The sequence below is a fragment of the Duffyella sp. Ts4 genome (assembly GCF_051851875.1).
GTDB classification, from domain to species: domain Bacteria; phylum Pseudomonadota; class Gammaproteobacteria; order Enterobacterales; family Enterobacteriaceae; genus Duffyella; species Duffyella gerundensis.
Map to the genome: position 1 here is coordinate 480,543 of NZ_JBLYPN010000001.1, position 21,290 is coordinate 501,832.

19 protein-coding genes, 1 tRNA gene and 1 pseudogene are annotated in these 21,290 nt (G+C 53.9%); 4 read left to right on the forward strand and 17 right to left on the reverse strand.

Going from position 1 to position 21,290, the window contains the following annotated elements; all coding sequences use genetic code 11:
* Nucleotides 1-95: 95 nt before the first annotated feature.
* The 9 genes and pseudogenes from ACJY2L_RS02315 to otsB form a co-directional block, all read right to left on the reverse strand.
* Complete coding sequence (locus ACJY2L_RS02315; RefSeq protein ID WP_439212227.1) at nucleotides 96-1,754, reverse strand: methyl-accepting chemotaxis protein; 1,659 nt, start codon at nucleotides 1,752-1,754, stop codon at nucleotides 96-98.
* Nucleotides 1,755-2,022: 268 nt separating this feature from the next.
* Complete coding sequence (gene cheW / locus ACJY2L_RS02320) at nucleotides 2,023-2,520, reverse strand: chemotaxis protein CheW (protein WP_439212228.1); 498 nt, start codon at nucleotides 2,518-2,520, stop codon at nucleotides 2,023-2,025.
* A 23-nt stretch (nucleotides 2,521-2,543) separates the two neighbouring features.
* The gene (cheA, locus tag ACJY2L_RS02325) at nucleotides 2,544-4,511 is read right to left on the reverse strand and encodes a chemotaxis protein CheA (RefSeq protein ID WP_439212657.1); all 1,968 of its coding nucleotides are present in this window, start codon (nucleotides 4,509-4,511) and stop codon (nucleotides 2,544-2,546) included.
* Between the two features lie 37 nt (nucleotides 4,512-4,548).
* Nucleotides 4,549-5,490, reverse strand: a complete 942-nt coding sequence (gene motB, locus ACJY2L_RS02330; protein ID WP_439212229.1) for a flagellar motor protein MotB — start codon at nucleotides 5,488-5,490, stop codon at nucleotides 4,549-4,551.
* Between the two features lie 6 nt (nucleotides 5,491-5,496).
* Nucleotides 5,497-6,369: a flagellar motor stator protein MotA gene (motA, locus tag ACJY2L_RS02335; RefSeq protein WP_439212230.1), complete on the reverse strand. Its 873-nt coding sequence runs from the start codon at nucleotides 6,367-6,369 to the stop codon at nucleotides 5,497-5,499.
* Nucleotides 6,370-6,501: 132 nt separating this feature from the next.
* The gene (gene flhC, locus ACJY2L_RS02340) at nucleotides 6,502-7,080 is read right to left on the reverse strand and encodes a flagellar transcriptional regulator FlhC (protein WP_439212231.1); all 579 of its coding nucleotides are present in this window, start codon (nucleotides 7,078-7,080) and stop codon (nucleotides 6,502-6,504) included.
* Complete coding sequence (gene flhD / locus ACJY2L_RS02345; RefSeq protein ID WP_439212658.1) at nucleotides 7,077-7,433, reverse strand: flagellar transcriptional regulator FlhD; 357 nt, start codon at nucleotides 7,431-7,433, stop codon at nucleotides 7,077-7,079. The genes flhC and flhD overlap by 4 nt, the downstream gene beginning before the upstream one ends.
* A 1,065-nt stretch (nucleotides 7,434-8,498) precedes the next feature.
* A complete protein-coding gene (gene otsA, locus ACJY2L_RS02350) occupies nucleotides 8,499-9,932 on the reverse strand; it encodes an alpha,alpha-trehalose-phosphate synthase (RefSeq protein ID WP_439212232.1) in 1,434 nt (477 codons plus the stop codon).
* Nucleotides 9,929-10,722: pseudogene (gene otsB, locus ACJY2L_RS02355) on the reverse strand (trehalose-phosphatase). Before otsB ends, otsA begins: the two are co-directional and overlap by 4 nt.
* 528 nt (nucleotides 10,723-11,250) lie before the next feature.
* Here otsB and ACJY2L_RS02360 point away from each other — a divergent pair.
* On the forward strand, nucleotides 11,251-11,559 hold the full coding sequence (locus tag ACJY2L_RS02360) for a type II toxin-antitoxin system RelE family toxin (RefSeq protein WP_439212233.1): 309 nt from the start codon (nucleotides 11,251-11,253) through the stop codon (nucleotides 11,557-11,559).
* A gap of 28 nt (nucleotides 11,560-11,587) precedes the next feature.
* Here the strand turns inward: ACJY2L_RS02360 and umuC are convergent, their stop codons facing one another.
* The 7 genes from umuC to umuD all read right to left on the reverse strand — a co-directional run bounded on the left by umuC (nucleotide 11,588) and on the right by umuD (nucleotide 18,819).
* Nucleotides 11,588-12,847: a translesion error-prone DNA polymerase V subunit UmuC gene (gene umuC, locus ACJY2L_RS02365; RefSeq protein WP_439212234.1), complete on the reverse strand. Its 1,260-nt coding sequence runs from the start codon at nucleotides 12,845-12,847 to the stop codon at nucleotides 11,588-11,590.
* A 474-nt stretch (nucleotides 12,848-13,321) separates the two neighbouring features.
* The gene (locus tag ACJY2L_RS02370) at nucleotides 13,322-13,996 is read right to left on the reverse strand and encodes a hypothetical protein (protein ID WP_439212235.1); all 675 of its coding nucleotides are present in this window, start codon (nucleotides 13,994-13,996) and stop codon (nucleotides 13,322-13,324) included.
* Between the two features lie 217 nt (nucleotides 13,997-14,213).
* Entirely contained in the window at nucleotides 14,214-14,621 is a 408-nt protein-coding gene (locus tag ACJY2L_RS02375) for a S24 family peptidase (protein ID WP_439212236.1), read from the reverse strand.
* Nucleotides 14,622-14,923: 302 nt separating this feature from the next.
* A complete protein-coding gene (pmrB, locus tag ACJY2L_RS02380; protein WP_439212237.1) occupies nucleotides 14,924-16,003 on the reverse strand; it encodes a two-component system sensor histidine kinase PmrB in 1,080 nt (359 codons plus the stop codon).
* Nucleotides 15,996-16,679, reverse strand: coding sequence for a two-component system response regulator PmrA (pmrA, locus tag ACJY2L_RS02385; RefSeq protein ID WP_187487781.1), 684 nt, complete (start codon nucleotides 16,677-16,679; stop codon nucleotides 15,996-15,998). Before pmrA ends, pmrB begins: the two co-directional genes overlap by 8 nt.
* Nucleotides 16,680-18,320, reverse strand: coding sequence for a phosphoethanolamine transferase EptA (gene eptA / locus ACJY2L_RS02390; protein WP_439212659.1), 1,641 nt, complete (start codon nucleotides 18,318-18,320; stop codon nucleotides 16,680-16,682).
* An 82-nt stretch (nucleotides 18,321-18,402) separates the two neighbouring features.
* On the reverse strand, nucleotides 18,403-18,819 hold the full coding sequence (umuD, locus tag ACJY2L_RS02395; protein ID WP_439212238.1) for a translesion error-prone DNA polymerase V autoproteolytic subunit: 417 nt from the start codon (nucleotides 18,817-18,819) through the stop codon (nucleotides 18,403-18,405).
* A 238-nt stretch (nucleotides 18,820-19,057) separates the two neighbouring features.
* On the opposite strand from umuD, the gene msrA reads away from it, so the two are divergent.
* From msrA to ACJY2L_RS02410, 3 genes are all read left to right on the forward strand, one after another.
* The gene (gene msrA / locus ACJY2L_RS02400) at nucleotides 19,058-19,591 is read left to right on the forward strand and encodes a peptide-methionine (S)-S-oxide reductase MsrA (RefSeq protein ID WP_067431555.1); all 534 of its coding nucleotides are present in this window, start codon (nucleotides 19,058-19,060) and stop codon (nucleotides 19,589-19,591) included.
* Nucleotides 19,592-19,803: 212 nt separating this feature from the next.
* Nucleotides 19,804-19,891, forward strand: a tRNA-Ser gene (locus ACJY2L_RS02405).
* A gap of 263 nt (nucleotides 19,892-20,154) precedes the next feature.
* Nucleotides 20,155-20,343: a hypothetical protein gene (locus tag ACJY2L_RS02410; protein ID WP_439212239.1), complete on the forward strand. Its 189-nt coding sequence runs from the start codon at nucleotides 20,155-20,157 to the stop codon at nucleotides 20,341-20,343.
* 19 nt (nucleotides 20,344-20,362) lie between these two features.
* Here ACJY2L_RS02410 and ACJY2L_RS02415 read toward each other — a convergent pair whose 3' ends face one another.
* The gene (locus ACJY2L_RS02415; RefSeq protein WP_439212240.1) at nucleotides 20,363-21,010 is read right to left on the reverse strand and encodes a helix-turn-helix transcriptional regulator; all 648 of its coding nucleotides are present in this window, start codon (nucleotides 21,008-21,010) and stop codon (nucleotides 20,363-20,365) included.
* Nucleotides 21,011-21,290: the final 280 nt, after the last annotated feature.

The window sequence follows — 21,290 nt, forward strand, 5'->3', positions numbered from 1 at the left end:
TACCGGCGCGTGGGTCAGTCCGACCCGGTGTGTTTGCTGCGGCGCCCATTGTGCAGGCGCGCATCAGGGCGGCGTCAGACGCCGCCCGGTATGTTTTAGAAGGTTTCCCAGTTGCTGTTGCCAGCTGGCGCGCTGGCCGCAGCACGCAGTACCGGCTGCGGTGTCACACGGCTGGCCGGCTGGCTGGCGCGCACGCTGCCGCTGATGCGGAACACCGACACCGCCTGGCTGAGACGACTCGCCTGCTCTTCCAGCGACGCCGCCGCCGTAGCGGACTCTTCCACCAGCGAGGCGTTCTGCTGCGTCACGCGATCCATCTCGGTTACCGCCTGGCCAATCTGGTCAATACCGCGGCTCTGCTCGTCTGACGCCGAGGCGATTTCGCCCATGATATCGGTAACGCGGGTCACCGCATTGACGATGTCATTCATGGTTGCACCCGCGACGCTGACTTGGTTGGAACCGCTGTCGACGCGGCTGACCGAATCCTGAATCAGCGATTTGATCTCTTTTGCCGCCTGGGCGCTGCGCTGCGCCAGGTTTCGGACTTCGCCTGCCACCACCGCAAAGCCACGGCCCTGCTCACCGGCACGCGCCGCTTCCACCGCCGCGTTGAGCGCGAGAATGTTGGTCTGGAAAGCGATGCCGTCGATCACGCTGATGATGTCAGCAATCTTTTTCGAGCTGCCGGCAATTTCGTTCATGGTTTTCACCACGCCCGCCACCACACTGCCGCCCTTCTCGGCGGTTTCCGAGGCGCTGAGCGCCAGCTGCGACGCCTGACGGGCGTTCTCGGCGTTCTGCTTCACCGTGGCGGTGAGCTGCTCCATGCTGGCCGCGGTTTCCTCCAGCGAGGCCGCCTGCTGCTCGGTGCGGGCTGAGAGATCGTTGTTACCGGCGGAGATTTCGCTGGCGCCGGTAAAGATGGCATCTGAACCGGTACGCACATCGCTGACCGTGCGGACCAGTTCCTGCTGCATGTGCTGCAGGCTGGATGCCAGCTGGCTCATTTCGTTGCGCCCTTCCACCACGATCGGCTGAGTCAGGTCGCCCGCAGCGATGGCGCGGATGTTGCCGATGATGGCGTTCAGCGGCTGGATCAGCACGCTGCGCAGGCCAAACCAGCTGGCCAGAATCACCGCCAGCACCACCGCCAGCACCAAACCAATCACCCACATCATCTGGGTAAAGGCCGCATGGTTTTTCGCTTCGCCTTCGGCTGAAATCGCCGCCTGCGCTTCACGCCATTCGGTATAGGCCGCCTGCATATCGCTCTGCTTCTGCTCGATGTTGAGCTTGAACATGCCCTGCAGATCGTTGGCCTGCATCTGTTTCAACATCGCTTTCAGCGCGTCATCGTAGGTAGCATAGCTGGCTTCCAGCTTGTCACGTACGCGGACATCAAAACCTGGCGTGGCGGGCAGATTGTAGTAAACATTGTAGTGCTTTTGCGCTTCGTCCAGCAGTTGCTGAGTCTGCGCGATGATGCCGTCCAGCTGGCCGCCGTTAATCTTCGACGCCATATCGCTCTGCATGCGCAGCATGCCGCGGTTGAGCTGGATGCGCGTCTGGTTCAGCGCAATCCACGCGTCGGTCATTGAGGTCACGTTATCGGTGGCTATCTGCGAGACGGCGAAGCTATTTTTATCGTTTTGCAGCGCCTGAACGCTCAGCCAGCCAGAGAACAGCTGAATAATGCCAAACAGGCACAGTACCGCGACCAGGCTGGTCACGACTTTAATTCGCTTAAACATGTTTACCCTTGGTGATTAATTGAAAACGGGAAATAGTAAAAAGAAAACAACAGGTAGGTTATCGGCGAACGGCGGCGCGAGTTTAGCGAACAGTGGTCAGAAATGGCGAAAAAACGGGCAATTAACGCAATAAAACAGCACAACATCAGGATTTAGCTGAATCGTGACAGGCGTGAGCGAGGCAGCATGGGATTCAGTGACCGCGCAGCCTGTGCTGGCGAAAAAAACAGCCCGGGCGATCGGTCTCGCCGCGGGCTGTCAGGCAGGATTACGCGCTACGCAGCGTATCGACCAGTTCCATCTCATCGCTGTTAAGCAGCTTCTCGATATCCACCAGAATCAGCATACGTTCGCCGAGCGCGCCAAGGCCGGTCATGTATTCGGTAGACATCGTCACCGCAAATTCTGGCGCCGGACGGATCTGATCCTGGGTCAGCGACAGCACGTCAGAGACGCCATCCACTACGATACCCACCACGCGCTGTACCAGATTCAGCACAATTACCACGGTGTTGTCATTGTATTCGACATCGGGCTGCTCAAACTTCAGACGCAGATCGATGATCGGCACAATCACGCCGCGCAGGTTGGTCACGCCTTTGATAAACGACGGGGTGTTAGCGATACGCGTTACCTGATCGTAACCGCGAATCTCCTGCACCTTCAGGATGTCGATGCCATACTCTTCATCACCTAAGGTGAATACCAGAAACTCCTGGCCTACGGTTTCGCCAGCCAGTTTCGTAACGGTTGCCATTCCACTCATTTTTTTACCCTTTTTGGTTTCGGTTACGCTGCGGCGCCGGCCACACGCTTCTCACGGTTCAAAGTTTGCAGTGCGGAGACATCAACAATCAGCGCAACACTGCCATCGCCAAGGATGGTGCCAGCGGAAATGCCCGGCACTTTGCGGTAGTTACTTTCAAGGTTTTTCACCACCACCTGATGCTGACCAATTAACTGGTCTACTAACAACGCATAGCGCTTACCGACGCTCTGCAGGATCACCACGATGCCCTGTGTCGCTTCCGTTTTCGCCTCTTTGACGTCGAAGACGTTCCACAGCTCAACCAGCGGCAGATATTCGCCACGCACTTCCAGCACGCGCTCGCCACCGGCCAGCGGCTTTAGGTCATCCGCCAGCGGCTGCAACGACTCCATAACGGCGTTCAGCGGCAGAATAAACACTTCATTCGCCACGCGCACCGACATGCCATCGAGAATAGCGAGCGTCAGCGGCAGCAGAATACGAATAGTGGTGCCTTTGCCCTGCTTCGAGGAGATTTCGACGTGACCGCCCATCTCCTGAATATTACGTTTCACCACGTCCATACCGACACCGCGTCCCGAGACGTCGGTGACCTGCTCAGCGGTGGAGAAGCCTGGGGCGAAGATCAGCATGCCGACTTCTTCGTCGCTCATGCTCTCGCTAACCGGCAGGCCGGAAGAGAGCGCTTTGGCCAAAATACGTTCGCGGTTCAGACCGGCACCGTCGTCAACCACTTCGATACAAATATTGCCGCCCTGATGTTCCGCAGACAGCGTCAGGTTACCCACCGCATCTTTGCCGTTTTCCAGGCGTTTTTCCGGCGATTCAATCCCGTGGTCGAGACTGTTACGTACCAGGTGCGTTAACGGATCGATAATGCGTTCAATCAGGCTCTTATCGAGTTCAGTCGAGCTGCCCAACAGGGTCAGTTCCACTTCTTTACCCAGCTTGCTGGCCAGGTCGCGTACCAGACGCGGGAAGCGGCTGAAAACATATTCCATCGGCATCATACGAATCGACATCACCGATTCCTGCAGATCGCGGGCGTTACGCTCAAGCTGGCCCATGCTGTTCAGCAGGTCGCCGTGCGCCACCGGATCCAGTTCGCCGGAACGCTGTGCCAGCATCGACTGGGTAATCACCAGCTCGCCAACCAGGTTGATCAGCTGATCGACCTTCTCTACCGCCACGCGAATACTGCTTGATTCGCTGGTTTTTGCCGGTGCAGCAACGCGTTTCGCTTCGCGTTTCGCCGGGGGTGCAATCTCAGTGACGCTGGCCAGCGCAGGCGCAGCGGCTGGCGCGGCTGCAGCCGGTGCAGCTTCAGCGGCAGGCGCGGCTGCATCCGGGAAGTGAATTTGCGTCTCTTCAATGACGAAGCAGAGCACTGCCACGATGTCATCTTTGCCGACGGAATCGATGTTAGCTTCGAGGGTGTTCTCCCCTTCCACTACGTCGCTCAGCGTGCCGAGGTTACCCAGTTCTTCACGCATCAGCTTCACTTCACCGGCTTTCAGGTCGGTGAGTTTCACACGCAGGCCATTGCTGGCAACCGCGGCGGCAGCGACAGGCGCGGCAGCAGCAGGTGCTACCGCTTCGCCTTTGGCTTCCAGCGCCAGCTGACGTAAAGCTTCGCAGATATATTTGAAGCTTTCCTCGTTCGGTTCCTGCCCGGTTTTATAGGCATCGAGCTGTTCCTGCATAATATCTTTGGTTTCCAAAAACAGGTTGATGATGTCGGTGCTGAGCTGCATTTCGCCGCGACGAGCACCATCCAGAATGTTTTCCAGAATGTGGGTAGTTTCCTGTAGTACACGGAAACCAAAGGTTCCCGCACCGCCTTTAATGGAGTGGGCGGCACGGAAAATGGCATTGAGCTGCTCGGAGTCTGGCTCCTGCGGGTCGAGACCCAGCAGGTGCTGCTCCATATCGGCCAGCAGCTCGTCTGCCTCGTCAAAAAACGTCTGGTAAAAATCGCTGATGTCCATACTCACGGGATCACCTCTGCTGTGAGGAGCGGTCTTGTTATTGCGTCGCGTTGGCAGGTGCCGCTACGGGAGCAGGCACTGCTGGCGCAGTAATTTGTTCAATGCTGGCGACGTCATTGACCGCCGTGGCATCACTTTCGGTATTCTCTTTTTCAATCGCGGCCTCAGTGTCATGGTTCAACACCAGCAGGCTCATACGCCGGTTCACGGCATCATCCCCGCCGCGATTTTTCAGCTTCATGGTGTCGGACATGCCCACCACGCGCAGCATCTTGTCAAAGGCCAGGCCACCGATAACCAGTTCCCGCCGTGAGGCGTTGGCACGATCGGTAGAAAGCTCCCAGTTGCTGTAACCGCGCTGTCCGCTGGCATACTGAATGTCATCTGTATGGCCAGCGATACTGATTTTGTTCGGTATATCATTCAAAATCGGTGCAATGGCCCGCAGGATATCGCGCATATAAGGTTCCACATCCGCGCTGCCGGTTTTAAACATGGGTCGATTCTGGCTATCAATAATCTGAATACGCAGCCCCTGCTCCACCATGTTGATGATCAGGTGCGGACGCAGCGCCTTCAGTCGCGGATCCGCTTCGATCAGCTGATCGAGCTTCTCCCGTAACCGGTTAAGGCGAATATCGTCCAGGTTGCGCTTTTGCGCCTCCATATCAATCTTCGGCTGCTTGTTCACTTCACCCTGCTTTTGCGTGGGATCGTCACCGCCGCCTGGAATGGGGCTGGAGCTGTCACTGCTGCGCTGGCCACCGGTTACCGCCACTTTCAGCGGCGTCTTAAAGTAATCGGCAATTTGCACCAATTGCTGAGGGTTAGAGATCGAAATTAGCCACATCACCAAAAAGAAAGCCATCATGGCGGTCATAAAGTCGGCGTAAGCGATTTTCCATGAGCCGTGACTGCCCTCATGTTTTTTATGTTTGCGCCGTTTGACCAGCACGATCGGGTGATTATCGTGTTTCATCAGCGGTTATTCCGTTTTAGCCGGTGACTTGGCATTACGTACGTGTTCTTCCAGTTCAGTGAACGACGGACGGTCGGTGGAATAGAGCGTTTTACGGCCAAATTCCACGGCGATCTGCGGTGCATAGCCGTTCAGACTCGACAGCAGCGTCACCTTGATGCACTGCATCATCTTGGTGGTTTCCGCACATTTCTGCCGCAGCACGTTCGCCAGCGGCGAAATAAAGCCGTATGCCAGCAGGATACCGAGGAAGGTTCCTACCATGGCGTGGGCAATCAACGCACCCAGCTCGGCGGCCGGACGGTCCGCCGATGCCAGCGCGTGTACCACGCCCATTACCGCCGCCACGATACCAAACGCCGGCAGGCCGTCACCGATCTGCCCAATGCTCTGTGCTGGCACATCACACTCGTGTTCGTAGGTTTCGATCTCTTCATCCATCAGCGCCTCAATCTCAAAGGCGTTCATGTTGCCGCTCACCATCAGACGCAAATAGTCGTTAATAAAATCCACCAGCCGGTTATCGGCCAGAATGCGTGGGTAATTAGCGAAAATTTCACTCTCTTTTGGATTTTCGATATCGCGTTCCAGCGACAGCATGCCTTGCTGACGCGATTTAGCCATGATGCGATACAGCAGCGCCATCAGGTCCATATACACAGACTTGTTATATTTTGAACCGCGGAACAGCAGCGGTAACGCTTTGCCCGTGGCTTTGATCGCTTTACCGTTGTTGCCAACCAGAAAAGCACCTAATCCGGCACCGCCGATGATGATCAGTTCCGAAGGTTGATAGAGCGCGCCAAGATGGCCACCGACCATCATGTATCCGCCCAGTACTGAGCCCAGTACCACGATGTAGCCCAAGATAACCAGCACAATAAATCCTTACGTCTGTAACGTGTTGGTGGAAGTTAAGCCAGAGAGCCGAAGGTGTCGTTTCTGAACGCGGAGCAAAAAAAAGCAGCGGTCAAAAACCGCTGCTGGATGCATCTCACGTAGCGAACAAACTTAAACGGCGTGTTTAACCTGTTCATCCAGCAGTTGTGAAATGTTATCGGCAGATTCTACCGAAAGTTTACGTCTTTTTACCGCACGAGATGGCGGCTGGCACAGGCTGCAGCAGAAGCTGCCGACTGGCTGATGCGCATGATTAATAAAGCTTCCACGGCATGATTTACAGTCAGATAACTCCAGCATGCCGCTTTCAACAAATCGCACCAGGGTCCATGCACGCGTCAGCGCCAGCAGTGGGCCTTCGTCTGATTGCGGACACTGTTCAAGGTAAAGACGGTACGCTTTAATCACCGCGTCCACGCCGGTGCACAGGCCGGTTTTCAACAGGAACTGCCAGGCGTTACTGAAGATCGTCGCGTGAATATTCTGTTCCCAGGTCATAAACCAGTCGGTAGAGAAAGGCAGCATGCCTTTTGGCGGTGGGCTGCCACGCAGTTCTTTATACAGCTTGATCAAACGACCACGGCTGAGCTGCGTTTCGCTCTCTAACATCTGCAGGCGTGCGCCCAAGGTAATAAGTTCCATCGCCAGCTGAATATCACGGGCTTCCTGAACGATACTTTTGTCGCTCATAATGCCGCCTTTTTCTTTGGTAATTCGGTTACTTTTCCTGAGGCTTCACGCAGTAAACGGCTGGAGAGCAGGATGCCGGTATGGATCTGCTGTAAGTCATCCACGCGCGATTCTTGCGTCAGGCGGTTGATCAGGTTGTGATCGTTAAAGCGGAACTGGCACACCAGCTGATTGGTTTCAGCTAATTTCACCATATCTGGCAGGGTCAGCTTTGCCAGCGTGTCAGCCATGGCTTCATCAATACCCAGGCGAAACATTGCGGACGCTTTTTCCTGATTAATTAAACGTTGCGCTAACAGTAAATAAGACAAGTTGATGTCGTAAATATGCTTGAGTAATTCAGATGTACCCATTTTGCTTTCCATCCTGACTGACACGACTTTTAACGTTCGCGGCACTATCCCGCGCTTGAGTTTGTTGGTTGGTAAATCTAAAGATGGCAAAACGTTATTAGGTATAGAACCAAACATGCACTGTTATCTGTTCGCATCCCAACGGGGTGCTGATGCAGTAATTAGTCATAACTCCAGGCCAATCTTTCTTTGAATCTTCGTCCTCTTCCGTGACGTTCTCTTACATCTTTTTAAGACTATTCCTAAAAACAACGCAACTCTAGCTGCTCTAATTTCTACATACAACGAATATTTTGCGAAATTTTAGATAAAGTGTGATCTGCGTCACACTTTTAAGGCAAATTCTTTACCTGAACCATCAGCATAGCTTTTGAATAGGTCAATTTTTGACCGTTTTTAGCTTTTTCTTTACAAAACTGGACACAACTACGCATTTCTAAATAGAAATGATTAGCTTTTAGACTCTCAGGATCGATACGTTGTCAAATCGCGGCTAGCACCCTATTAAACGCTGGTTTTTTAATTTTATGCAGCGTTATTCACTATTATGACTGGGAATTTACCCTCTATAAATTAGTGACTTAGGGTTACAGTTCCCTTTATGAATAGCTCAACGAAGCAATAAAAGCGTCTTTTAGCCATCGACAGAGATAAGCGGGTGTTAACAGAGTGAGGGTTATGTCAGCGGGGAAGAACCAGATGTAACAAGGGGTTACATTAACAGCATAAATGTATTTCAGAAAAGCGCAGTCTGAGTGCAGTAAACATCGGCCGCAAAATGGCAAACTTTAACGCTTTCTTTAAATTTGCTACCTGGCACTGCTCTTTTTTTATCGACCTTCAGGCCTGGCGGAAAAAAGCATTACCGCCGTTGATGCACGGCGAAAAATTCAAGACCAATCAAAGGTAAAGTCCTGATAACCTGACTGCCAGCCCGCGAAATCAGTACGCATAATTACCAACTAAGATAATTCTTAGAGGCTGTCAGCATAAAATGCTCTTTGCCTACCCGGACGACAGACATAAAAAAAGGACGCCGAAGCGTCCTTTTTATTTCAGGGTAAATCAGGCCAGCTTAGGCAAGCTGGCAACGTTGTTCTCATCCTGCGTGTCATCGCTGTGCGCAATCGCGCGCAGATCTTTCAGGAAGCTTTCACGCCACGCGCTGATGTCGTTTTTGCGCAGCACCGCCATCATGTCGTTGTAACGCGAAATGCGTTCGGTGCGCGGCATGGTCAGCGCGGTGTTCAGCGCGGCGGCCACTTCATCGCGATCGTAAGGGTTAACGATCAGCGCCGAGGTCAGCTCGTTCGCCGCACCGGCAAAGCGCGACAGCACCAGCACGCCCGGATCGTCCGGGTCCTGCGCCGCCACGTACTCTTTCGCCACCAGGTTCATGCCGTCACGTAGCGGCGTCACCAGGCCCACATCGGTCAGGCGGAAGATTTTCATCAGCAGACGACGATCAAAGTGCTGGTTGAGATAATAGAGCGGCGTCCAGCCCAGCGTGCCATATTTGCCGTTAATGCGCCCCGCTTCCGTCTCCAGCTGATGACGAATATCCTGATAAGCCTGCACATCGCCACGCGACGTAGGAGCAATCTGCGAATAGCGGATTTTGCCACGGTGTTCCGGGAAGTTTTCCAGCAGCGCTTCATACGCCAGGAAACGTTCCGGCAAGCCTTTGGAATAATCGAGACGCTCACAGGCAATAATGTTTTTCGCATCGCCCAGCTCGCGCTTCATCGCGGCCATTTTTGGCGGCAGCGGGCCTTCAGCCATCTCTTTGATGCTGTCCGGCTCAATGCCGATCGGATAAACCTCGGTTGCAAAGGTGTGGCCAAACGCGTGATGCAGCTTATCGCCTTTGTTTTCCAGCTCTGTCAGCTGGGTCAGGCAATCGATAAACGCCACGCGATCGTTTTCGGTCTGGAAACCCAGCAGATCGTAGTCACACAGCATTTCCAGCAGCTCTTCGTGCGGCGGCAGCGCGTTGAAAATCTCTGGCGTCGGGAAAGGAATGTGCAGGAAGAAGCCGATGCGGTTAGTAATGCCCAGCTTGCGCAGCGCGGCAGCAAACGGCAGCAGATGATAATCGTGGATCCACAGAATATCGTCCGGCTGAATCAGCGGCTGCAGGCGGCGAGCCAGCTTTTCATTGACGTCACAGTAACCTTCCCAGGCTTCGCGCTGGAACTGCACCAGATCGAGACGGTAATGGAAGGCGGGCCAGACCACCGTGTTGGAGAACTGACAGTAGTAAAGATCGTATTCGTTCTGATCAAGGGGGAAAGAGGCGTAGGTGATACCATCGTGCTCGACGATGCCCAGCTCTTCATCTTCCTCTTCCGTGACGGCGCTGATTTCGCCATCCCAGCCAAACCACAATCCACCGGTAGTTTTTAACGCATCAAGTATGCCGACTGCGAGGCCACCGGCGCTCGCCTTTGAACCATCCGGGATAGCGATGCGGTTAGATACGACCACTAAACGACTCATAACCTTAACTCCTTACCGACGTTGTCTTGTCTTGCTCTAATTGTAATGTGATCTGCTCCAGCCAGGCGTAAACCTCGCTAACGCCTTTGAGGCGGTAACTGGCCTGGCTGTCGCCTTCGCCGACCTTCACTGAAATTCCGTTCATCGCGTTGACGGCGAGGAATCCTTTCTCATCAGTTAAGTCGTCACCAATAAATACCGGGATGCGTCCGATAAAAGGTGCTTCCTGCATAAATGCGCCGATCGCCGCGCCCTTGTCGATGCCCAGCGGTTTAATTTCCACCACGCATTTGCCTGGCTGTAACGCCAGTGCCGGATACTGCTCCACCACCGACTGAGCCAGCGCGAGGATCGGCTGCTCATATTGCATCGCCTGGCGATAATGCAGCGCAAAAGCCATGCCTTTGCTCTCCAGCTGCGTGCCTGGCCAGCCGTCGATTTTCTCAGTCAGCATGGCGCGCAGGGTTTGCTCAACCTCAGCTGGCAGCGTGGTGCGATGCATCTCACCGCGAGCATCGCGGCGCTCAGCACCGTGCACACCCGCCATCGGCGGCTGTAACGGCGCTGCCAGCTGCTCCAGCTCATGCACCGGACGGCCAGAAACCAGCGCCATAGCACCCTGCGATAAGATGGCGATCTGCTGTAAAGAGGCAATAACGGAATCGGGAATGAAAACATCTTCGGGGCGAGGCTGAATAGCGGCTAACGTACCATCAACATCAAAAAAGAAGGCGTAACGTCCGCCGTTTAATGCGGGTAATGGTGCGTGTTCAATCAGTGCGCTGGTCACTCCTTTCCTCCTGGTCGCGTGTGATGACAGGCATCATTCACGTCATTAAATTACTTGCTGCCAGCAGAAAGGGTAAAACCGTTGAAGTCAGGCGTTTCTGACATAGAGTCGGTGAGGTAAAACGCGATGGTGTTAAGACGTTCTGTTTTCTCCTGAAAACCGGTTCAACACGTGTACTCGCAACTGCCTTTCTGCGGACATGAACAGCATTCAGTATAGCCACTCTTCGGGGGGTTGCCAGACGAAGCGGCAGCGCCACGCCCGTGCTGACGCGGCCAGGCAGCTTTTTTCTCAAAAAATTGTTCTGCATCCCTGAACACTGGAAATCCTTACAGCACGGCCTCTTCCGCCCGGTTTTTCTGTTTCTTCTTGTTAATAAACAAGCAGAAACCGCGCAAAATAGCGGCAACGCGTCAGCCGCCAGCAGCATGATATTCAGAAATATCCGAGCAGACACAGCACATCATCAGGGGGATTTGCTTAATAACCAGACGATAACCGCCGGTCAATGCCGACACGCTGCTGATTATGCTCGCCAGCTTAGGGAACGATGGCTACTCAATTAAACTCAGGGAAGAGGCGCTGAAAGAATGGAATGGGCTCGACAGCATCATTCGTGAGCAGTTTAAAAAGAAGCTCAAAAAACTGCTTGAAAATCCGCACATCCCTGCAGCACGGTTATCCGGTATGCCAGACTGCTATAAAATCAAGCTCAGGGCATCCGGCTTCATGTTGGTTTATCAGGTGATGGATGATGTGCTGATTGTCGCGGTGGTCGCGGTAGGTAAACGAGAGCGTAGCCAGGCCTATAAACTGGCGAGCGAAAGATTACGTTGATGGCCTGAAAGCGCATTGTTTACCCGACTTATTTAACCACGAGAAGTTCATCAAGACAGGTTGTATAGCGCGGGCTCAACATCTCCCGTTTCATCAGCCACGGGTTATCGGTGCCCTGACCGGCAAACCATACTTTACCCATGCCAGAGCGATTGATCTTATCCAGCGCGAACATCAACGCCTCTGCCCCCGGCTTAGGCTGGTTTTCACTGAACATATCCAGCTGAGCAATGCCCGTCTGATAGAAGTCACCCAACATGATGCCCGCCTTGGCATAGCGATATCCCTGACGCCAGATAGCCGCAAGGCCGCGATGAGCCAACCGGATAATGTCGCGGGTGTCGCTGGTGGGATATTCACAGATCATCGATACCGAATTGGCATATTGCGGCTCATCGCCGTGACGCGCCGTGGCGATAAACACGCCAACGTGGCAACAGTTTGACCTCTGCTCACGCAGTTTCTCAGCCGCGCGTGTCGCATAGGTGACCACCGCATGCTGCATATCCTGCAGTTCAAGGATGCGTTTTCCAAAGCTTCTTGAGCAGATTATCTGTTGTTTGGGCGGCGGGGCCTCTTCAAGCGCGATGCACGATTCGCCATTGAGCTCCCGAACGGTTCGTTCGAGCACCACGTTAAAGTTTTTTCGAATCATCGCGGTGTTGCAGTTAGCCAGGTCGATAACTTTATTGACGCCGATTGCCTGCAAACGCTTTTGTAGACGTCCGCCGATGCCCCACACTTCGCCAATATCGATCAGTGCCATCAGCTTTCGCTGACGCTGCGGGCAGGATAGATCAATAACACCCTGGGCTTTGGTCCACTTTTTGGCGGCGTAGTTAGCCAGCTTAGCCAGCGTTTTGGTGGGCGCGATGCCGACGCCCACCGTCAGTCCGGTATGGCGCAACACGGTGCTGCGCAGATGATGCCCAAACGTCTCCAGCACCAGGCAGTTGCTGATGCCGGTGAGATCCATAAAGGCCTCATCGATGGAATAGACCTCCAGCGCGGGGCCTTCGGCGCTTAACACGGTCATCATGCGATGGCTCATATCGGCATACAGCGTATAGTTTGAACTGAACACCACCACCCCCTGCCGCTGCAGTTGCTGCTTAATTTTAAAATAGGGTTCACCCATTTTTAAGCCCAGCGCTTTGGCTTCCGCGGAGCGCGAAATAATACAGCCATCGTTATTCGAGACCACAACAATGGGCCTTCCCGTTAAGTCAGGCCTGAATACCGTTTCGCAGGTGGTATAGAAATTATTCGCATCGATTAACGCAAACATTTATTCCACGCCCGCGATATGTTGGCCGTTGCAATAATGACCACCAGGATGAAAGCGGTGGCGTAACACTGGCGCAGACAGGCAGCGCGGCGTGAAACAGGGGGTGATGGCCATCGACCATGTCAGATGATAAGCAGGCTGCATGATTGCACCCTCAACAAATACTGTATTTACATACAGTATAGAGTGAGTTCCGCTAAATCAAGCCGCTTTCTGTAAAGGTTATCTTGCTGACGTGCCCAGCACCGCTTTTTATTAATGCGATTAAGGGGCAGACGTTATTATTTTCTGCGCGATGGCAGTCGGGAAATAGTGATGTTTATGATTGAATGACGCTGCGGATAAATAAGCACGATTAATGCCAGCGTTATTATTTCGTGCAGATCAGCAGAATGTGGCACGGGAATAGTGGCATGACATGGCGCGCGACGCAGAAGATTGAAACCGCCCGGCGTCGCGCTCACCGCGCACTGATTAGCGCTTCAACAGACGCGGCAGCTGGTTTTCCAGCTCCAGCACACAGCTGTCCATCATCTTGCGGGTTTCTTCACTGACCTTCTGGTATTGATTAGCCCGCCAGTCACTTAACGCGGCGGTTTTTACCGCAGGCGCGCATTCAGAAATGATGTAGGCGCTGAATATATTGCCGCCTTCTGGACGCTTATAGAACAGCACGCGATAGGTTAAATCGTAGTTACTGTTGTCGGCGGACATATCGCTGTAGACCAGTGACCACTGCGCGGCACCGATATACAACGGCTGCGTGTAAGCGTAGCTGCTGCCCTGTTTGTCGAGCCACTGGCGAATCACCGTGCCCGCTTTCGGCGTCAGATAACTGGCGGTCGGTTCCGGCATTGCGTCAATGTCGTTGCCTTTGTAGTTGCTCTTATCAAAAGCGTTGCTGCTGATACCGCCGCCCAGCACCGCGGTCATCACCGACAGCCCCATGCCGACGCCGGACACCGCAGGCGTCACTTCGCGCAGTTTCGGATCGGCGTAGCGGTTATTGTTCATATCCGGTGGCGTAAAGAAGGTAGCAACCTCAAGGCTGCTGCCATTAGTCGATTTAACGACAGTGGGCTGCTGATGCGCGCATCCGCTTAACAGAGCCACGACGATGGCACCGGGAATCAACTTCTTGAATTTCACCTGTTATCCTTTTCTGGCTACAGCGGCAGCAGGCCGATCCACGGACCACAACATCGCTGATGAAGAGTGTGTGCAAGTAATAACGGACGCGGTGACGGAAACTTTATTTTTTGTTTGGCCTGGCGCGCGAGTAAAAAGCCCGCAGGATGCGGGCCGGAGAAATTTTGTTGAACGGGCATCGCATCGCCGTAAGTCGCAGCGATAGCCGAGCGCGCGGTCAGTGCCTGCCGATCGCTTTGACCACCCAGGTCACTCGCCCAAACACCTGCAGCGGCTGTTCATCAGCGATAGCGATCGGCAGATACTTTTTATTGTGGGCCACCAGCTGCGTCACCGGCGTGGTGCACAGCTCCCTGATGGTGAAGGCACCGGCCACCGGCGCAATCACAATATCGCCGTGCGCAACCGGAACGGCGCGATCGACCACCACCATATCGCCATCGCTGAATCCGCGATCCTGCATGGCATCACCACGCAGCCGCATAAAATAGGTGGCGGTAGGATGGCCGATCATCAGCGCGTTGAGATCGATATCCGTGGCCAGACAGCCCGGCATCGCGTCCGCGCCTTTCCACGGTAGATGCGCAGCCTCGGCCTGCCCTTTCGGCAGATGAACAGATGACATAATAACCCTCCTCAATTACTGTATAAAAATACAGTATTACCCAGCGGCGGCGATTTACAAGCGTGCCGTGCGTAAAGTCAGGCATTGAGCGCGCAAGCGGCGCTTTTTAGCACAGTCCGTTGAAAAAAAGCGCGGTGCGCTTCTTAAGGTTGTCTTAATCTGTTTGCGCGACACTCGTGGCAATCAACGAGGAGAGCCCATGAAACGATTTATTTCCGCCCCGGTTAGCGAATATGTCAGCGTGATGTTTTGCATCGCCGTGATCCTCTGCTTCCTGCGCATCTGGTTTACCAGCTAACGCGCTACGCCGTATCGCCAAAAACAATGCGTGCCTGACAGCCCACCTGCTGCGGTCGATTTTCCAGAAAGAACTGCGCCTGATGCAGCTGGACGATCCGCGTCACGATGCTCAACCCCAGCCCAATGCCGCCGTAGCGACTGTCCATGCGGGTAAAGGCTTTGCTGAGCTCGCCGCGCTTGCTTTCATCTATTCCCGGCCCCTCATCCTGCACCATTAGCATCGGCAAGGCGCCGTGGCTGATGGTCACCGAAATCACCGAATGCTCAGGGCTGTAGCGATGGGCGTTTTCCACCAGATTACGCAACAGCATTCTTAACAGCGTGGCATCTCCGCGCACGATAACCTCATCGTGCATCGCCAGGCGCAGCGTCTGCTGGCGCGACAGCAGCATGGTGTGCAGCTCTGGCTCTATCGGCAGGATCACATCCTGTTTTAACGCCACGCTTTGATAGTTGCCCGAGGTGAACGATTGCCCGACGCGCGCCAGCTGCAGCAGTTGGGTAACGCTGAGCGTCATCTGATCCAGCCGCTGAATCAGCGGTTGCAGATCCAGAGCGTGTTTTCTTTCCAGCAGCTCAAGGTGCAGCCGCAATCCGGCCAGCGGCGTACGCAGCTCGTGCGCGACGTCGGCGGTGAACAGCCGTTCGCGTTCAATGCTGCCGGTCAGACGAGAGACCAGGCTGTTGATCGCCTGGGTCACCGCCTCAATTTCCAGTACCGATCCGGCGCAGTCTACCGGCGCCAGATCCTCTTCGCTGCGATTTTCCAGCTGCTGTTGCAGCCTCGACAGCGGCCGGGTAATCCACTTCACCGCCTGCAGGCAGAGCGCCAGCGCCAGCACAATCATCACCAGGCTCGGCACCGCCAGGCTGGCCACCGCCTCATGAATTTCGCGTTCAACGTGGCGGTGCTGATCGTGTTTATAGAGCGCGGCATCCACCAGCAGCTGAATCTGCTCTTTGCTCTCATGCCACAGCCAGGCCACGCTGATCACCTGGCAGAACAGCAGAATCAGGCTGATGGCGATCAGCAGCCGAAAGCGCAGCGTGTTGCTGTAGCGCTGCAGCGCGCGTTTAGTCATGCGGGCTTCCTTCATCCTCAGGTTTGATCAGGGCGTAGCCAAAACCGCGCACCGTACGAATCGCCGCCTTGCCGATCTTGTCGCGCAGATTATGGATATGCACCTCCAGCGTATTGGTGGAGGGTTCGGTTTCCCAGTTATAGATGTCGTTATAGAGGATTTCTCGGTGCACCGGCTGCCCCGCCTTGAGCATCAGCCGTGACAAAATGGCGTACTCTTTAGGCGTTAACTCAAGCCGCTTGCCAGCGAGTTCGATTTGCCGGTGCGTCATATCCAGCGCCAGCGGCCCTACCCGCAGCTGGCTGTCGCCCTGATTCACATGACGGCGAATCAGCGCCCGCACGCGCGCCAGCAGCTCATCCAGCGCAAAGGGCTTGATCAGGTAGTCGTCGGCACCGGCATCCAGCCCGGCGATGCGATCTTCAACGGTATCGCGCGCGGTAAGAATCAGCACTGGCTGCATCTTTTTCTGTCGACGCAGCCGCAGCAACAGCCGCAGTCCATCTTCATCAGGCAGGCCGAGATCGAGCACCAGCATGCTGTACAGCCCCGCCGCCAGATGCGCCTCGGCAGCCTGACTGGTTGAGACGCCATCGCACACGTAGCCCTCGCCTTCCAGCGCCATGACCAACCCCTGCAACAGCAACGCATCATCTTCCACAATCAGTATTTTCATCTACTTGCTGCTCCGACAGGCGCTGAGAATATCATCGCCGGGCACATATTCGTGGGTTTGGGTGCCGGTTAATCCCAGCATGGTAGAGAACAGATTATCCTGCGAATAATCCAGCGTCGCCGCCTGTTTATTCAGGCAGTGCATATCAATGCCGTAACGCTGCCGGTAATCGGGCGAGAGCCAGATTACCATCGGCACATGCTTCTGCGCATCGGGTGCAATCGCATAGGGCATGCCATGCAGATACTCACCGTTTTCACCCAGCGACTCGCCGTGATCGGAGAGATACACCAGGCTGGTGGTAAAACGGTCCTGATGTGACTTCAGCACGCCTATCGCCTTATCGACAATATAATCGACATACAGCAGCGTATTATCGTAGGTATTTACCAGCTGTATTTGCGAACACTCCTGAATCTCGTTGGTGTCGCAGGTCGGCGTAAATTTGCGGAACTGCGGCGGATAACGATGATAATAGGTTGGCCCGTGGCTGCCGATAGTATGCAGCACAATCACGCCGTCTCCTTTCAGCTGCTGAATATAGGCTTCAAGTCCGTGAAACAGCACCTCATCGTAGCATTCACCGTTGATGCACATACCCGGCAGGTCCAGACTGGTGATGTCCTGATGTGGTACCCGATCGCAGGCGCCTTTACAGCCGCCGTCGTTTTCATTCCACAGCACATTGATTCCAGCACGCTGTATGATATCCAGCACGCCTTCCTGATGGCTGGCCAGCGCTTCATCATAATGTGCGCGCGGCATGTTAGAGAACATGCAGGGCACCGACACTGCCGTTGCGGTACCGCAGGAGGTGGTATTGGGAAAATAGGTCACATCATCGTTGGCCAGCCGCGGATTGGTCAGCCGTGGGTATCCGGAGAGTGAGAAATTGCGGCCGCGCGAAGTTTCCCCCACGATCAGAATGGTCAGGTTCTTTTTGGCGCCGTTGAGCATCAGCGGATTGCGGTGCGCATCCTCACCGATTCTCACCAGCGGCTGATTCGTCAGGCGATGATGTTTGTACCACGACAGCGACGCCGCAATGCTGTTGGAAGGGCTTAAGCCTTTGATCAGCTCTTTGTTGTTGCGGAACAGCGAGGCGTAATCTTTATAGAAGCAGAGCGCCACCAGCAGGATCAGCGCCACCGAAAGCAGCAGGCTGCCAGCACGCCAGGCCAGTGCTTTCCACCACGACGGCGCTTTTTTGATGCGGATCCAGAAAGCCACCGCCACCATCGCCACACCCGATACCAGCAGGCTAAACAGCAGCTGCGGCGTCAGCAGCGCAAAGCTTTCCGACGCGGTGGTATCCAGCATGTTCACAATCATTGAGCGATCGACCACGATGCCATAATTGTGAATGAAGTATTGTGCGCTCGCTGAAAGCATAATAAACAGCGCAATCAGCAGTTTATCGAGCCACACTAACGAGGCGAGCACCAGAACGATGTTAATAACGCTGATGACGACCAGCGGCATCGACAGAAACACCAGCACGTTATGCGCCGTATGGAGCGGCATGACGGCAAGCACCTGACGATACCAGGCGACATTCAAAAACAGCGCAATATAAGCAGAAAACAGCAAAATAAAAGCCACGCGGTTGAGCGTTGGCCTTTTTAACAGCGTCAGGCGCATAACAACAATCCGATCGATCACAGGGATAATCAGCTTGTCAGAGCAAGTTTAGGAAAACCTTAAGAAGCTTAAGATTCGCGCTTCAGGTCGCCTTGATGACAAAAGTCACCACGCCAAATATCTCCAGCTCCGCTTCGCCATGCAGCGTTACCGGCGCATAGTGGCAGTTATGCGGCACCAGCTGTACCTGTGGCCGCAACCGCAGCTCCTTCACCGTGAATTCGCCGTCCAGCGCCGCCACGATAATTGCACCGTGTTCAGCGGTCATCGAACGATCAACCACCAGCAGATCGCCTTCGTTAATCCCCGCGTCGATCATCGAATCGCCACTGACCTTAACGAAGTAGGTCGCATCCGGATGTTTGATAATGAGCTTGTTCAGATCGAGGCGCTCTTCAATATAATCCTGCGCCGGGCTGGGAAAGCCGCAGGGCACGCGATCCATAAACAGCGGCAGGTGAATGAGCGCATCCAGCCCGGACGGCCGATAGATATCCATAATGTGTCGGTCTCAGATGTAACTGTATATAAATACAGTAATCGCGAAAGGCCCTGTTGATCAAGCGAGACGCCCACTATTTTTGTCAACGCGTGCTCGCGCCCCCGGTGATAGCGGCCTGACGAGGCGTTATTGTCTACACTTAGCGCCAGGCTGCTCGCGAAAGATGAGTTCGATAGCTTGAAAAGCAGCGTATCGATCTCCACTGATTACAGACAGACCAAGCAGGAGTAAGTAAATGGCTATTGAATATGCAGTAATCGCTGGCGGCTGTTTCTGGTGTACCGAAGCGGTATTTAAAGACGTTATCGGCGTGGAAAGCGTGGAGAGCGGGTATACCGGCGGCGCGCGCCCTAACCCAACCTACGAGCAGGTATGCAGCGGTGCCACCGGCCATGCCGAAGCGATCCGTATCGGTTTTGATCCCGCTCAGGTCAGCTATGGCGATCTGCTCGATATCAGCTTTGTGACCCACGATCCCACCCAGCTGAACCGTCAGGGCAACGATATTGGTACCCAGTATCGCTCCGCCATCTTCCCGGCCAATGCCGAACAGGAAGCGGAAGCCAAAGCGGCTATCGCCCGCGCCCAGCAGGATCATGATGTGCCAGTGGTCACCACCATTGAGCCGCTGAAAGAGTGGTATCCCGCTGAGGCTTATCATCAGGATTACTGGGAAGGCGCAGGCCAGCGCAACGGCTACTGCATGGCGGTAATCCCACCGAAATTGCAGAAGCTGCGTAAGAGCTTTGCGAATCGGGTGAAAGCGTAATCCCTCGGGCGGAACCGGTTTCCGCCCTTTCTTCTTTCTGTTGTCTCACTGTGGTTTTCTCCCCTCTTCCATCGCATTTTTTGACCGCAAAAACAGGCGCTGTATGAGAGTTAACCGAACGAAACAGCAGGAAAAAATAGTGCTTGACCCAATTCCCGCGACTCCCTATAGTAGCGCCCCGTTGCCCCCCTGCGGGATGACGAGAAAAATTTGGTGAGGTGTCCGAGTGGCTGAAGGAGCACGCCTGGAAAGTGTGTATACGGCAACGTATCGGGGGTTCGAATCCCCCTCTCACCGCCAAATTTAAAGAAGAGTCCAGACGATTGTCTGGACTTTTTTTTTGCACTTTTTTAATGCGGCGGCAATCAGAGGCTGCACTGGAGTGAATGGCAGAGCGGGACAAACTGGTCGCCGTTGTACTTTTCCATCTGGACTCAGCCCATCCCTTCCCTGGCGACATTGGCTGCACGCACTCAAGCCAGAAATAAAAGGCATGCCATCGGGCTGAACCCATAGCCACACACAGAAAGTTGAATGGTTAAATAATAAAGGCCAGGCATTTATTGGCTACTCTTCGCCCGATTACCTTTATTACATTCAATACCGCACTGAAAATATCATCCATAAAAGTAAACGTAAAAATAAAAATTTCAGCAGATCACTTCGGCATAATTAAAGGCGAGAGTCCTTCCGCAGGAAAAAACGCATTTTCTCCTGATTTGTCGGCGCAGGAAAAGCCTGTTTTATACTGAGGGGGAAAAGATGTTATTTCTACTCTTCCTGCCATTCCTCATACCATTCTTCTTTCCACGATGTTGATTTGGGGCTAAATACGCCTGACAATCCTGGATTGCATTTATATACATACTCCATAAATACCGGATGCCTGAACCCCGCTTTAGCCACAATACTCAGACGGTGGTGATACAACGTTTTGACCGCACACCCCAGTCTTTCGGACAGTACTGACAGACTCACACCGGCCGTAAAAAAGGGCAGCAGACGACGCTCCGTCTGGGTCAATCTAACCGGCCTGACGCATTCTGCTTTTTTACGTGTCACCGGCCGTTGTGTTTTCCCACTGATGGTGAGTTCAAGCGATGAAATATCCTGTTTCTGCGTAAGGATCCTGTCGCCCTGACTGGTTGCCGGGAAAATCCGTCCCGTATGTTCCCGGGTAAGCCATACCACGGTTATATCCTCTCGACAGTGACGAAGAGTATTGAATGTAAGCCATTCACCGCGGAAAAATATCAGACTGTCCACGACAACGGTGATGCTACCGGCATGCTCAACTTCCGGTGGCAGCGTTTGGCTGTCATAGCCCATCTTCAGGCAGGTCATCTCCGGCAACAGAGTCGTCAGCCCCGTGAACAACCAGTTATTCTCCGTCAATACGACAAGAAGTTTGTTATCCATTAGCGTCAATTTCCTGATTTATATATTTTAATAAGATTTATCATTTCGATGTAGAAAGTATCCATGCAGCAGCATCAGGCTCATCCATGTTAAATTAACAGGCTAAGCGGTAAAAATTAATCGCCGCTGAATAGGTATGCTTACCCTTTATATAGGCATGCAGAGGGTTATTTAAATGTCATATAGCATCTATTTTTATCAATACGCACGCGTAAAAACCGGAAGCGAAAGCAACCTCCGGTTCTTTACGTTACTATGAAATGTTAAATTTATATATTAG

Coding starts and splice junctions, on each gene's coding strand:
- ACJY2L_RS02315 (WP_439212227.1), bottom strand. CDS start 1,754: ATGTTTAAGCGAATTAAAGTCGTGACCAGCCTGGTCGCGGTACTGTGC.
- cheW (WP_439212228.1), bottom strand. CDS start 2,520: ATGAGTGGAATGGCAACCGTTACGAAACTGGCTGGCGAAACCGTAGGC.
- cheA (WP_439212657.1), bottom strand. CDS start 4,511: ATGGACATCAGCGATTTTTACCAGACGTTTTTTGACGAGGCAGACGAG.
- motB (WP_439212229.1), bottom strand. CDS start 5,490: ATGAAACACGATAATCACCCGATCGTGCTGGTCAAACGGCGCAAACAT.
- flhC (WP_439212231.1), bottom strand. CDS start 7,080: ATGAGCGACAAAAGTATCGTTCAGGAAGCCCGTGATATTCAGCTGGCG.
- flhD (WP_439212658.1), bottom strand. CDS start 7,433: ATGGGTACATCTGAATTACTCAAGCATATTTACGACATCAACTTGTCT.
- otsA (WP_439212232.1), bottom strand. CDS start 9,932: ATGAGTCGTTTAGTGGTCGTATCTAACCGCATCGCTATCCCGGATGGT.
- ACJY2L_RS02360 (WP_439212233.1), top strand. CDS start 11,251: ATGCTCGCCAGCTTAGGGAACGATGGCTACTCAATTAAACTCAGGGAA.
- umuC (WP_439212234.1), bottom strand. CDS start 12,847: ATGTTTGCGTTAATCGATGCGAATAATTTCTATACCACCTGCGAAACG.
- ACJY2L_RS02375 (WP_439212236.1), bottom strand. CDS start 14,621: ATGTCATCTGTTCATCTGCCGAAAGGGCAGGCCGAGGCTGCGCATCTA.
- pmrB (WP_439212237.1), bottom strand. CDS start 16,003: ATGACTAAACGCGCGCTGCAGCGCTACAGCAACACGCTGCGCTTTCGG.
- pmrA (WP_187487781.1), bottom strand. CDS start 16,679: ATGAAAATACTGATTGTGGAAGATGATGCGTTGCTGTTGCAGGGGTTG.
- eptA (WP_439212659.1), bottom strand. CDS start 18,320: ATGCGCCTGACGCTGTTAAAAAGGCCAACGCTCAACCGCGTGGCTTTT.
- umuD (WP_439212238.1), bottom strand. CDS start 18,819: ATGGATATCTATCGGCCGTCCGGGCTGGATGCGCTCATTCACCTGCCG.
- msrA (WP_067431555.1), top strand. CDS start 19,058: ATGGCTATTGAATATGCAGTAATCGCTGGCGGCTGTTTCTGGTGTACC.
- ACJY2L_RS02415 (WP_439212240.1), bottom strand. CDS start 21,010: ATGGATAACAAACTTCTTGTCGTATTGACGGAGAATAACTGGTTGTTC.